Genomic DNA, 12,736 nt, shown 5'->3' with positions numbered 1-12,736 from the left:
TCTAATAATAACAAATAAAAAACCTCTATCGCAAGAGGCTATACTCCTTATTTAAGAAAACGTACTTTCAAACCACATTCGAATCATATGTATTATTCCAAATTTAAATCCTCATTTAGTAAGAAATACGGTTCCCTTTTCATTTCCCCTAGCATGTTAAAAATATTTAATCAAACGTTTGTTTAACTGTTTTTATGCATATGTAAGCCAACTAATCAAACGTTTGTTTAAAAAGAAATACGCCCCCTATAAGGCGTATTCTCATCAATCACCACCGCCTCCACCACCGCAGCTACCTCCACTATCTCCACCAAAAGAACCTCCGCAATCATGTGAACCTCCATCGTGCGAGCTATCATTATCCGATCCAGCAAAGAAAAATAATGGTGATGAGCTGTTGGATGAATTATGAATGTTATTTTGTTTTGTAAGATTTACCTTCTTTTTGTTTGATCGAACTGCTGTTACGATCGTTCCAACTACAACAAATAATAGTATGACAATAATAAATTCCATATAAAAGCCTCCCTTAATCTTCGAATAATTGAATGGTTCTCTCTAAATTTTCAAGTGAAATGAAGCGCGATTCACGAAGGATCTCTTTTCCATTATAAAATAATAAAACTGTTGGCCCTGTAAATACTGCATATCGCCCCGCAATCTCTTGCATGTCTTGTAGTAATATTTCTACTTTCTCTACGTAATCATAATTCTCTAATACGCAATTTACTTTTCTTAACATAACATCACAAACACCACAATTTTCCGTTTTAATAAACAGCAGTACTAATTGTTGTCCTTCAATATATGTCGCTAATTCTTCTATCGTTTCAAATGTATTCATCTTATCCCTCTTAGCGTAATTTACGAAATACTTTACCCTGATACATACGAAAAGCTGAACTATCTTTAATCTTTCTCTTTTCCATTACCTGCTGAAAACGCAGCGTTTTTGCTGTTAACTCTTCTTGTAATTCTTTTCTCTCTACTTCATCATAACAGCACGCAATTAAGTCTTCTATTTTTAATATATCTTTTTGTAGTTCCATTTCTGGTGGAATCATACCTGCATTTTTCAAGATTTTATAACTCATTCTAAGTTCTGGAGGTACCATTGAAAGGTCTTCTAATTGTAGTGGTTTTCCTTTCCCCGGAATATGATCGAGATCACCATTCCGTATTGCTTGTCGAATTTTTTCTTCAGCAATGTTCAAAAAGACATCCACACCATTCGCCCCTTTACATATTTTTACTATTATTTTACATGATATTTTCTCATCTTGCTACGCTATTACAAATTGACTTTATACAATTTTTTCTCAAATTTAATTACAAGGAGCCTTTTCCTCCCTAATCAATATTTTATTTTCATGTGTAGTCTGTATTAGAGCCATTTAATATTGAGAAAATCTTTGTGAATCCAATAAAGCGTTTACACCAAATCTTGCATTTGCTACGATTTAATCACCCCCAGCTCCCTTGTATAGACTTCGTGATGTCTGATCATTTTTATCTAGACGTTTCATACGTCTAGATTCACTTTGGTTTATTGGCGCATGCCTTTAAATATATCTTTTATTTTGAAAGGAGAAATGACTATGAGATCAAAAAACTTTACGCTGCTATTACTATCCCTACTACTTTTCTTACCTCTTTTTCTCACAAACTTTATTACTCCAAATTTCGCATTAGCAGATTCACCAAAGCAAGGTCAAAAAATTGTTGGGTATTTTCCTTCATGGGGCGTTTACGGACGTAATTATCAAGTTGCAGACATTGATGCATCAAAGCTAACTCATTTAAACTATGCTTTCGCTGATATTTGCTGGAATGGAAAACATGGAAATCCTTCTACTCACCCCGATAATCCAAATAAACAAACGTGGAACTGTAAAGAATCTGGTGTACCACTGCAAAATAAAGAGGTCCCTAATGGCACTCTCGTACTCGGTGAACCATGGGCTGATGTCACAAAATCTTATCCGGGATCGGGTACAACTTGGGAAGATTGTGATAAATATGCCCGCTGTGGAAATTTCGGAGAACTGAAACGATTAAAAGCTAAGTATCCTCACTTAAAAACAATTATTTCAGTTGGTGGCTGGACTTGGTCTAACCGCTTTTCTGATATGGCCGCTGATGAAAAAACAAGAAAAGTGTTCGCTGAATCTACAGTAGCTTTTCTTCGCGAATATGGATTTGACGGCGTTGATTTAGACTGGGAATACCCGGGTGTTGAAACGATTCCTGGTGGTAGTTATCGTCCTGAAGATAAACAAAACTTCACCCTTCTGCTTCAAGATGTTCGAAATGCATTAACGAAAGCTGGTGCAGAAGATGGTAAACAATATTTACTAACAATCGCGTCAGGTGCAAGCCAACGTTATGCGGATCATACAGAGCTAAAGAAGATTTCTCAAATACTGGATTGGATTAATATTATGACATACGATTTCCACGGTGGATGGGAAGCTACTTCTAACCATAATGCTGCACTATACAAAGATCCAAATGACCCCGCAGCGGATACGAAATTTTACGTAGATGGTGCGATAGACATTTATACAAATGAAGGGGTTCCAGCGGATAAACTCGTATTAGGTGTACCTTTTTACGGACGTGGATGGAAAAGTTGTGGAAAAGAAAATAATGGGCAATACCAACCTTGTAAACCAGGTAGTGACGGAAAGCTCGCTTCTAAAGGTACTTGGGATGATTATTCTACCGGTGACACAGGTGTGTACGATTATGGTGATTTAGCATCTAATTATGTGAATAAAAATGGTTTTGTTCGCGGATGGAACGATGTAGCGAAAGTACCTTATTTATATAATACGACTACAGGAACCTTTATTAGCTATGATGACAATGAATCTATGAAATATAAAACAGACTATATAAAGACAAAGGGTTTAAGTGGCGCAATGTTTTGGGAACTAAGCGGGGATTGCCGTACAAGTCCAAAATATAGTTGTAGTGGACCAAAATTACTTGATACGCTAGTAAAAGAATTACTTGGTGGACCTATTACTCAAAAAGATACTGAACCACCAACAAACGTAAAAAATATTGCTGTTACAAATAAAAATTCAAACTCAGTTCAATTAAACTGGACTGCATCTACTGATAACGTAGGCGTTACTGAATATAAAATTACTGCCGGAGAAGAGAAATGGAGTACAACAACAAATAGCATTACAATTAAAAACTTGAAACCTAATACAGAATACACATTTTCAGTATTAGCAAAAGATGCTGCTGGTAACAAATCACAACCTACTTCTATTCTTATAAAAACAGATGATGCTAACACAACACCTCCTGGTGGAAATGGCAATGCTACCTTTTCAGTCACTTCAAATTGGGGAAGTGGTTACAACTTCTCAATTATAATTAAAAATAGCGGAACGACCCCTATTAAAAACTGGAAATTAGAATTTGATTATAACGGCAATTTAACACAAGTTTGGGATTCTAAAATTAGTAGTAAAATAAATAATCATTACGTAATTACGAATGCAGGATGGAATGGTGAAATTCCTCCTGGTGGATCAGTTACAATCGGAGGGGCAGGAACAGGCAATCCCGCCGAACTTGTAAATGCATCCATTAACGAAAACTAAACGTAACCTCCATTAATTATTTCACTAAAGTTTGAATTTAGGTTTGAGTGCTCTATCCTAAATTCAAACTTTTAATTTTATGAAAAATCACAATTCATATTACAATAACCTATTATAATTATATTTAGTTTCTAATATGAAGTTCGCGTGAAGTTCATCTGAATTTTACATGAATTTCCTTTAAGTTCTATTGTCTTCCCATACTAATCACATTATCCTTTACATATAGGAATCATTTCCATTCCATTTCAAACTATCTATATATATAAAAAAGATAGTAGCCTATTAGGGAAAGGCATCTAGTATTATTATAAATATAACCAAAGAAAAAGAACTCTTATGGTGCGCTTATAAGCGCACCATAAGAGTTCTTTTTCATACAATTCTCATTTGAGAGTTCTCGAAAATCATGTTAATCACAAAGAAAAGGCATTAACTCATAAAAGCTAATGCCTTTTCTTTGTGATTATTGTTAAACGTTCCATTTTTCGATATTCCATATTTTCGTTATCCATGCTTCATAGAAAGAGGGCTCATGTGAAACAATTAAAACTGTACCTTTATATTGTTTTAACGCTTCCTGTAAATCCGTCTTAGTCTCTGTATCCAAATGGTTAGTTGGTTCATCTAAAATTAAAACATTGCTTTTAGTTACGATAAGTTCGCATAATCGTACTTTTGTTTGTTCTCCTCCACTTAATAACTGGATAGGTTTTAATACATGTTCTTCTTTCAATCCGCACTTTGCTAATGCTTGTCGGATTTCTTTTCTTGTCATATCTGGTCTCCCTGCCCATACTCTTTCTAGTGCAGTTATTTCTGAGGAAAATTCCTCTTGTGCAAAATAAGCGGGTTTTACTCGTTCCCCAACAGAAACTGAGCCGCCTAACGGTTTTATTTGTCCTAGTAATGTTTTTAACATTGTTGTTTTTCCAATCCCATTATGACCAATAATCGCAATCTTTTCCCCTTTTTTCACTTGAAAATCCAATTCCGGAAATAACGGTTCACCATAACCAATTTTCAGTTTCTCTACCTGTAATATACGGCTCACTGGCTCAGTATAAACATTAAAATCAAAACGGGCGCGAGGTACATCGTTAACCTTTTCAACCTTTTTCATTTTCTCTAATACTTTTTCACGACTTTTCGCTTGTTTCGCTTTACGAATTTTATTTTTTTGAATAAAACCCTCTAAATGTACAATTTCTTTTTGTTGTTTCGCATACGCCGCTTGTAATTGTTTCCTTTGTAATTGATAACTTTGCAAAAAGGTTTCATAATCTCCCGCATAGCGCTTAACCTTTCGTTCTTCTAGATGATAAATAACATTCGTAATATTGTTCAAAAATATTTCATCATGCGAAATGATAATATAAGCTTTTTCATACATTTGTAAATATGATTGCAACCATTCTATATGTGCTGTATCTAAATAGTTAGTTGGCTCATCTAATAATAAAACATCCGCTTTTTCTAAAAGGAGTTTCCCAAGTAACAACTTTGTCCGCTGACCACCACTTAACTTTGAAACATCCTTTTCCAATCCTATTTCAAACAAGCCTAAGCCTGTTGCTACTTCCTCAATTTCTGTATGAATTTGATAAAAATTAGAATTCTCCAATATAGTTTGTAACTCTCCATACCTTACTAACAATTTCGCTACTTCTCCTGCTCCAGCCATCTCTTCTGTAAGTTTTAACATGTCACGTTCCAACTCATACAGGTTAGAAAACGCACTTTGCAAGTATTCTTCAATTGTTATGCCTTCTTGTAAATCTATATGCTGTTGCAAAAAGCCAATCTTCACATGTGGAAACCATTCAATTTTCCCATCATCATGTATAAGTTCTCCCGTTAACAAGCGTAATAATGTTGATTTTCCAATTCCATTTTTCCCTACTAGCCCAACATGTTCGCCCTTTAATAATCGAAAGCACGTATTATATAAAATGGTTTTCTCACCATATGAATGACTTACATTTTCTACTGTTAATATACTCATCTTTTCTCTCTCCTTTTCTTATGATCCATAAGCTAAATAGAGAGAACAACAGTATAAAGCCTTATTTAGTTATACATATAAAAATGGGTAAGGTGAATACACCTTACCCATTACATATTATCGTAAGAAAGGATTAAGGTTCTTTACCTGCTGTCTTCAATTTAGCTTCATCTTTAAAAATGGGCAGACTTCTCCCGTATCAAGCTAAAACCATTTGAAGAACAGTTGATAAAGTCATTTTATCCTTTCACTCCTTTAACGTTTGTTATATTAAGAGTATAAATCACTCTGTTATATTCTATTCTCTACTTTTTCTTTTGTTCCTTCTTCCAATTTATCCGATGTTAATGAACCCACTATTTCCCCTATAGATTTCATCTTTCTCCTTCAATAGAAAAAAGCCTCTTAACAGCAATTATACAAAAAACTGTTAAAAGACTTTTTTCTATTTTTTCATGTAAGGAGCCAATACTCTTAAAATTTCTTCCTTATCCTTCTTTAACTCAAGAGATGTTAACATATCCATCGTTCGCGGCCTAGGTAATTCCACTTGGACCTCGCCAACTATTGATGCTGGTCTTTGAGATAAAATAAATACGCGATCAGAAAGTAAAATTGCCTCATCTAAGTCATGTGTAACCATAACAATTGTTTGCTTTTCTTGATGCCAAGAATTTAAAAGCCAACTGTGTACTTCCATTTTTGTAAATGCATCTAATTTTCCAAAAGGCTCATCCAGCAGCATAATTGGCTTTTCACATAAATACGTACGAAGGAAACTAATTCTTTGACGCATTCCACCTGATAACTCATCTGGATAATGATCTGCGTATTCATCTAGCTCAAATTGCTTTAATGCTTCCATTCCTTCTGTCAGCCTTTGTCTTTTAGGCTTCCCTTCGATTTCCAATGGAAGAACGATATTTTGCAAAGCCGATCGCCACGGTAGTAATAAATCTTGTTGCGGCATATAACTAACAACATCTTGTTTTTTTACATACTCCTCGTTATAAAACACTTCTCCGCTCGTTGGCTCTTCAACACTTGCAATCATATTTAATAATGTACTTTTTCCACAACCACTCGGACCTACAAAAGAGACAAACTCTCCCTCTTGTATAGACGCACTAATATTTGCTAATACATTCTTTTCATCGAAAGCTTTTACAATATCTTTTATTTGTAATCCACTCATTTTTCACTTGGAAGGAATTCATTTGTAAAGGCATCTTTTACATCGATTTTCTTTTTAATAACTTTGTTGTCATATAAGAAATTCATGTAATTCGTCCAAATCTCTTCCTTCTGTACTCCCCACGCTTTTGCATCATCTTGATACTTTGTACTTAACCACTTTTGGCTTTCTTGTACTAATTCTTTATTCACATCTGGAACAGCTTTAATTAAAATATCCGCAGCTTCTTTCGGTTCTTTAATTGCAAAATCATAACCTTCTGTCGTTGCCGTCATAAATTTTTTCACAAAATCTTTATCTTGCTTCGTATGTTTTTCACTTGTAATAATAACAGGACTATAGAAATCAAGCGCTGGATCTAAGTCTTTTACCATAATTGTATTTAACTCTTTTCCTTGACGCTTCGCTTCAATTCCATCCCATCCATAATAAATCCATTCAAAGTCTGCATCACGACCGATTGATTTAAAGAAATCTGTTTGTCCAAGAATAATTTTTTCAACTTTATTAAAATCAGCTTGATGTTTCTCCATAATCGTCTTTAACGTCGCTTCTTCTGCTGGTCCCCCCCAGCCGCCATAACGTTTACCTTCAAAATCTTTCGGTGACGTCATATTATCTTTTTTTAGAGATGCAAAAGCAGAGGTATTATGCTGAATAATTGCACCAACAGAAACAACTGGGATTCCTTCAACACGAGCTAATGTTACATTTTCTTGTGCGCTTATCGCAAAGTCTGCTTTCCCAGAAGCAATCATCTGCTCTGCCGTTACATTATCACCAGGCTGGATAATTTCTACATCAAGCCCTTGCTTTTTGTAATAATCTTTCGTTTGCGCTACATATAAGCCAGTATGATTCGTATTTGGAAACCAATCTAAAACGACTTTTACTTTTTTATCTTTACTTGAACTTTCTTCTTTCTTCGCCGGATTACATCCAGCAACAGTTACTGCTAATAATGCAGCTAACATAATTTTTAAACCTTTTTTCATTTTCTGCCGCCCTTTCTGTATATCCATGGTGCTGTTATTCTTGCCATAAATTCAACAATAAAGTACAGACATAATGTCACCATGACGATAATCGCTGCAACACCAAATACTCGAGCCGTTAAAAAGGATTTTGTTGCTCTTGTAAGCATAACTCCTAATCCTTCGCTGGCACCAAGCCATTCCCCAATAATCGCCCCCATCACACTATATGTAACAGCAATTTTTAAACCTGAGAAGAAGTATGGGAGTACTGCTGGAAACTTTACTTTCTGGTAAACTTGCCATTTCGTTGCCTTCATTGTTTGTAACAGTTTCAGCATATTTTTATCTACCGTTTGGAAACCTTCTAAAATGCTAAGCGCAATTGGGAAGAAACAAACAAGAATAACAACCATTACTTTTGGCAACATTCCGTATCCAAACCAAATAATAAATAATGGTGCGAGCACAACGATTGGAATTGTTTGCGAAATAACGAGCAATGGATTCATTAAAATCCGAAATAAAGGGATGACATCCATAATGATAGCAATACTCGTCCCAAGTAAAATTGCAAAAAACAACCCAATTATTACTTCCTGTAACGTTTGCACTGTATTCGGTAATAGTAAATCTTTCATTCCAATTAACTCTTGCACAATTGCAGACGGCTTCGGTAAAATCCACGGCTCAATTTTAAATAATGAAACAGATCCTTCCCATATAGCAATGAGAAGGATAAGCCAAATTGTTGTGATTATTTTAGATCGCTTCTGGTTTTGCATATTCATCACGGTACTTCCAAACTTTTTCGTCAATCGTTACGCCTGTACTTGGACGATAGTGAATTTTAATAGAAGTGATTACTTCTTCTGCTCCAGCATCGACGCAAGCTTGTTGCGCGCGTTTAATGACGTCAAGAAGTACATCTAATTCTCCTTCCAACGTTGTTTCCATTGCCCCTACTTCATAACGAACTCCCGACTGTTGTACAACTTCAATTGCTTTATCAACAACGGAATACACATCTTTGTTCTTCGCTTGTGGTACTACTGAAAATGAAATTGTAACTTGTTGTGACATAATAAAATCCCCCTTACAAAATATGGTTTCAAAAAAAGAAAAGGCTTTCCTACCATGTAGGAAAGCCTTGTATACAAGTTATTCTATAATAACTTATGCTACATCACTTTAAAGTAACTCCCTACGCTGGCATTATCCAGATCAGGTTGAGGGTCGATGTATACTTACATCCTCTCAGCCAATTGGCTCCCCGGTTCTTAATTCGTTTTCATTGTAGCATGATTTATTTTATTGAACAAACAAAAGCATGCATAATCACTTCATTTAACTTTTGAATTCCCCAATTAACTCTTGTAACTCCTGTGAAAGCCAACTTAAAGAACTAGCTAATTCAGCAATATCTTGTACAGACATTTCCTGTTCTTTCATACTTTCTTGAACATTACTACTACTATTCGCATACTTATTTGCGATAAGTGATAGTTCATTTACAACACGAACAATATTTTGGCTATTTTGCAATATATCACTTGAATTGCTAGAAACAGCTCTAACTTGATTGGTAACAGTTTGTGCTGATTTCGAAATTTTTTCAAAGAAAGCACCACTACTTTCAACAAGTTTAATTCCTGATTCTACTTCTTTTGAAGCTTTTTGCATTGAAACAACAGCTTCTTCCGTTCCAGCTTGTGTTTCCCCAATTAATTTTGCTATATCTTTTGCTGATGCTTCCGTCTGCTCTGCTAATTTACGCACTTCATCAGCAACAACGGCAAATCCCTCTCCAGTTTCCTCAGCACGTGAAGCTTCAATAGTAGCATGTAAAGCTAGCGAATTAGTTTGATTTGAAATACCTGTAATTTCAGTTACAATATCATTAATTTCTTTTGATCTTGCTTCCAAAGAATAAATAATAGAAGATAAATCTTGTACTGCATTTTGTATTATGTTCATTTGATTAATCGCCTGTTTAATAACACCATTTCCTTTTCCTGAATGATGCTCTATACCTTCAGACTCTTTCGCCATTTGTTTTGCAGCATTCGTTATCTCTTCCATCTTATCTTCCATTTCATATACAATACCTAAATACTGTGGTACTGAAGTTTCTTGTGACTGGGCGCCAGCTCTTAACTCAACCATAGAACTTACGATTTCTTGAACTGCCATGCTATTCTCTTTCGTACTCACTGACAATTCTTTTGAAGATGAGGAAACCTGTTCTGCTGTCTGCTTCACTTTATCTATAATTCCTTTAAACTTCTCGATGGTATTATTAAAATACGCATTAATAATACCAATATCATCTGGTCTTTCCTCTAATTTAATACTTAAATCACCTTCACCGACTTTGCGCAACCCTTCACGTAAATCCCGCAATGGAGCAAGTGCGTTACGTACGATTAAGAATTGAATAACAGTTGCAATTAAAACAGAAATACAAATAAACATTAAACCTTGTATAATGAATTTTCCCTTTGTAATAGGAACAATAGAGGCATCTACATCGGCTGCAACAATTGCCACAATATTATCTTCTCCATCTTTAATTGGCTCTAATATCGTTACCCATGATCCTAATGCGTCTTCATATACTACTGTCATGTTTGCTTTTTTCGTGCTCATTACCTTATCATATGCTTCCATCCAAAGATCTGGTTGTTTATAATAGTCCCCTGGCTTTACTTCAACAACATTTGCTAAGTCTGTAGACAAGTCGACGATTTGTAACTCACCTTTTTCATTTTCTTTTGCTCCAACAATATACGTTTGTCCAACACTGTTCAATTCTTCCGTTGATTCATCTAATTTCTCTGTTAACTTCTCTCTCTTTTCTCTTTCTGCCGTTGGATCTTTTGCAACATCTCTCACTATTTCTGCGTCTAATTTATGTAATACCGTATCTCCTGTTTCAAAAGAATGCCTTTCAAATATAGACATCATACTATTTTGAAACATGTTAAAACTTAACGCCCCCATACTACCAACAAGCGTCAAAATAACTAATACAGTTAACAATACATTTTTTTGAAGAAATGATAGCTTGCGCCAATACTTTCCCATTAACATCACCTTTCTAAATTAACTTAGTATAAAGTAAAACTATTAAAATATAAACCTCATCAATAAATGATAACAATTCTCATTTGTTTACAAATAAAAAAAAGACCAATGAAAAAGCATTGGTCAAAACCAACCCTATCCGTCCGGTAACTGGCTAGCATAGTCATTTGACCTTAGCCCCTGTAGTTTTGCGCCCTCATGTTTCCATCAGTTTGCCTTTCTCGCTGAACGAGTTGAACGATATGGGAGTTCTATGAGAATTTAAATATTCTCTTTCAAAGATTACAACATAAAAATTAAAATGTCCACTTATTTAGAGATTTAAATATAAAGTTTTAATGTATTATTTTTTCGAAATAATTTAACAAAGTTCGTGAATGTTACATTTCTTGTGTTATATAATAAAAAACGTATACAACACAAGGATTATTCCGGATATTAATTTAATTTTCTTTCAAATTAAATTATTCGAATATATCTTAACTTACGAATTTCGGAGGTAGTTTATCATGTTTTGGCTACAATTTCTTACGTTACTACTCTGCATTTTTATTGGTGCACGCTTAGGCGGCGTTGGTCTAGGAGTAATGGGTGGCGTTGGTATGGCAATACTTGTTTTCGTCTTCCACTTACAACCTACAGCTCCTCCTATTGATGTAATGCTTATGATTTTAGCAGTAATTACAGCTGCCGGTGCTTTGCAAGCTGCTGGAGGAATGGATTACCTTGTCTACCTTGCTGAGAAAGCATTACGAAAAAATCCAAAGCGTATTACATTTTTTGCTCCTATTGTTACTTATTTATTCACGCTATGCGCGGGAACTGGTCATGTCGCTTATTCTGTACTTCCCGTTATCGCCGAAGTATCTCGCGAATCAGGAATTAGACCTGAACGACCAATGTCAATTGCCGTTATCGCTTCCCAGCAGGCAATTACAGCTAGTCCAATATCGGCTGCAACAGTTGCACTTTTAGCAATGTTAGCCGACTATAAAATCACCTTGTTAGATATTTTAAAAGTCAGTATCCCTTCTACTTTTATTGCTTGTATGGTAGCTGCATTCGTTGCTAGTAAAATGGGAAAAGAATTAAATGAAGACCCTGAATACTTGAAGCGATTAAAAGAGGGAATGATCCCTAAACTTGAAGAGAAAAAAGAATTTGCGGGTGTAAAAGGCGCTAAATTATCAGTTATCCTTTTCCTAGTAGGAACTTTCCTTGTCGTACTTCTTGGTTCATTTGAAGCCCTTCGTCCGGGATGGATGGTTGACGGGAAGTTAGCTCGTCTTTCCATGCCAAACACAATTGAAATGGTCATGTTAACCATTGCTGCTCTCATTATTATTTTCTGTAAACCAAATGTGGAAAGCATTGTAACTGGTAACGTCTTTAAAGCAGGCGCAACAGCAGTTGTTGCTATTTTTGGTATCGCTTGGATGGGAGATACTTTCTTCAACGGAAACTTAAATATAATTCAAGGATCAATTCAACACTTAGTGACAAGTGCACCATGGCTATTTGCTATTGCACTATTCATTCTATCTATTTTACTGTATAGCCAAGCAGCAACAGTTCGTGCTTTAGTGCCACTCGGACTATCACTTGGTATTCCGCCGGCATTACTTATTGCGATGTTCCCTGCAGTAAATGGATATTTCTTCATTCCAAACTACGGGACAATCGTTGCTGCAATTAACTTTGACCGTACTGGTACAACAGGAATTGGTAAATATGTTTTAAATCATAGCTTTATGATTCCGGGCCTGATCGCAACCTTTACTTCTATCGGAATTGGAATGCTCTTAATTTCAATTATGTTTTAAATAAAGTGAAACTTTAATCAGTGGGGGGT

At 35.3% G+C, this 12,736-nt stretch carries 11 protein-coding genes and 2 riboswitches; of the genes, 2 read left to right on the top strand and 9 right to left on the bottom strand.

The features are described from left to right. Window positions 1-264: 264 nt before the first annotated feature. From MKX37_RS02195 to MKX37_RS02185, 3 genes are read right to left on the bottom strand one after another with little or no spacing between them, the layout of a single operon-like run. Window positions 265-516, bottom strand: coding sequence for a hypothetical protein (locus MKX37_RS02195; RefSeq protein ID WP_000394370.1), 252 nt, complete (start codon window positions 514-516; stop codon window positions 265-267). A 13-nt stretch (window positions 517-529) separates the two neighbouring features. Beyond that, window positions 530-844 carry a thioredoxin family protein gene (locus tag MKX37_RS02190; protein WP_002063639.1) on the bottom strand — a complete coding sequence of 105 codons (315 nt, stop codon included), beginning with the start codon at window positions 842-844 and terminating at the stop codon, window positions 530-532. A 10-nt stretch (window positions 845-854) separates the two neighbouring features. After that, entirely contained in the window at window positions 855-1,226 is a 372-nt protein-coding gene (locus MKX37_RS02185; protein WP_002010200.1) for a DnaJ family domain-containing protein, read from the bottom strand. A gap of 372 nt (window positions 1,227-1,598) precedes the next feature. Between MKX37_RS02185 and MKX37_RS02180 the strand changes: the two genes are divergently transcribed. Continuing rightward, entirely contained in the window at window positions 1,599-3,623 is a 2,025-nt protein-coding gene (locus MKX37_RS02180; RefSeq protein WP_078422277.1) for a glycosyl hydrolase family 18 protein, read from the top strand. A 472-nt stretch (window positions 3,624-4,095) separates the two neighbouring features. Here the strand turns inward: MKX37_RS02180 and MKX37_RS02175 are convergent, their stop codons facing one another. From MKX37_RS02175 to MKX37_RS02150, 6 genes are all read right to left on the bottom strand, one after another. Next, window positions 4,096-5,628 carry an ABC-F family ATP-binding cassette domain-containing protein gene (locus tag MKX37_RS02175; RefSeq protein WP_002167016.1) on the bottom strand — a complete coding sequence of 511 codons (1,533 nt, stop codon included), beginning with the start codon at window positions 5,626-5,628 and terminating at the stop codon, window positions 4,096-4,098. Window positions 5,629-6,073: 445 nt separating this feature from the next. After that, window positions 6,074-6,823 (bottom strand): ABC transporter ATP-binding protein, encoded by a 750-nt coding sequence (locus MKX37_RS02170; protein WP_078422403.1) that lies wholly within the window; start codon window positions 6,821-6,823, stop codon window positions 6,074-6,076. Further along, the gene (locus MKX37_RS02165) at window positions 6,820-7,818 is read right to left on the bottom strand and encodes an ABC transporter substrate-binding protein (protein ID WP_002124979.1); all 999 of its coding nucleotides are present in this window, start codon (window positions 7,816-7,818) and stop codon (window positions 6,820-6,822) included. Before MKX37_RS02165 ends, MKX37_RS02170 begins: the two co-directional genes overlap by 4 nt. Beyond that, on the bottom strand, window positions 7,815-8,588 hold the full coding sequence (locus tag MKX37_RS02160; RefSeq protein WP_002091231.1) for an ABC transporter permease: 774 nt from the start codon (window positions 8,586-8,588) through the stop codon (window positions 7,815-7,817). Before MKX37_RS02160 ends, MKX37_RS02165 begins: the two co-directional genes overlap by 4 nt. Further along, entirely contained in the window at window positions 8,560-8,880 is a 321-nt protein-coding gene (locus MKX37_RS02155) for an MTH1187 family thiamine-binding protein (RefSeq protein ID WP_000082898.1), read from the bottom strand. The genes MKX37_RS02160 and MKX37_RS02155 overlap by 29 nt, the downstream gene beginning before the upstream one ends. Window positions 8,881-8,981: 101 nt before the next feature. Continuing rightward, window positions 8,982-9,083: riboswitch (TPP riboswitch) on the bottom strand. Window positions 9,084-9,144: 61 nt separating this feature from the next. Beyond that, complete coding sequence (locus MKX37_RS02150) at window positions 9,145-10,884, bottom strand: methyl-accepting chemotaxis protein (protein WP_078422402.1); 1,740 nt, start codon at window positions 10,882-10,884, stop codon at window positions 9,145-9,147. A 142-nt stretch (window positions 10,885-11,026) separates the two neighbouring features. Then, window positions 11,027-11,111: riboswitch (cyclic di-GMP riboswitch) on the bottom strand. A 282-nt stretch (window positions 11,112-11,393) separates the two neighbouring features. On the opposite strand from MKX37_RS02150, the gene MKX37_RS02145 reads away from it, so the two are divergent. Next, window positions 11,394-12,707 carry an anaerobic C4-dicarboxylate transporter family protein gene (locus MKX37_RS02145; RefSeq protein WP_002029556.1) on the top strand — a complete coding sequence of 438 codons (1,314 nt, stop codon included), beginning with the start codon at window positions 11,394-11,396 and terminating at the stop codon, window positions 12,705-12,707. Window positions 12,708-12,736 lie beyond the last annotated feature (29 nt).

The organism is Bacillus sp. FSL R5-0709, assembly GCF_038004785.1.
GTDB classification, from domain to species: domain Bacteria; phylum Bacillota; class Bacilli; order Bacillales; family Bacillaceae_G; genus Bacillus_A; species Bacillus_A mycoides.
This window is presented reverse-complemented; position numbering and strand designations above follow the sequence as displayed.

Excerpts from the sequence above, each read along its gene's own strand:
- MKX37_RS02150 (WP_078422402.1), bottom strand. The coding sequence starts at position 10,884 with ATGGGAAAGTATTGGCGCAAGCTATCATTTCTTCAAAAAAATGTATTG.
- MKX37_RS02145 (WP_002029556.1), top strand. The coding sequence starts at position 11,394 with ATGTTTTGGCTACAATTTCTTACGTTACTACTCTGCATTTTTATTGGT.
- MKX37_RS02175 (WP_002167016.1), bottom strand. The coding sequence starts at position 5,628 with ATGAGTATATTAACAGTAGAAAATGTAAGTCATTCATATGGTGAGAAA.
- MKX37_RS02165 (WP_002124979.1), bottom strand. The coding sequence starts at position 7,818 with ATGAAAAAAGGTTTAAAAATTATGTTAGCTGCATTATTAGCAGTAACT.
- MKX37_RS02190 (WP_002063639.1), bottom strand. The coding sequence starts at position 844 with ATGAATACATTTGAAACGATAGAAGAATTAGCGACATATATTGAAGGA.
- MKX37_RS02160 (WP_002091231.1), bottom strand. The coding sequence starts at position 8,588 with ATGAATATGCAAAACCAGAAGCGATCTAAAATAATCACAACAATTTGG.
- MKX37_RS02170 (WP_078422403.1), bottom strand. The coding sequence starts at position 6,823 with ATGAGTGGATTACAAATAAAAGATATTGTAAAAGCTTTCGATGAAAAG.
- MKX37_RS02195 (WP_000394370.1), bottom strand. The coding sequence starts at position 516 with ATGGAATTTATTATTGTCATACTATTATTTGTTGTAGTTGGAACGATC.
- MKX37_RS02155 (WP_000082898.1), bottom strand. The coding sequence starts at position 8,880 with ATGTCACAACAAGTTACAATTTCATTTTCAGTAGTACCACAAGCGAAG.
- MKX37_RS02180 (WP_078422277.1), top strand. The coding sequence starts at position 1,599 with ATGAGATCAAAAAACTTTACGCTGCTATTACTATCCCTACTACTTTTC.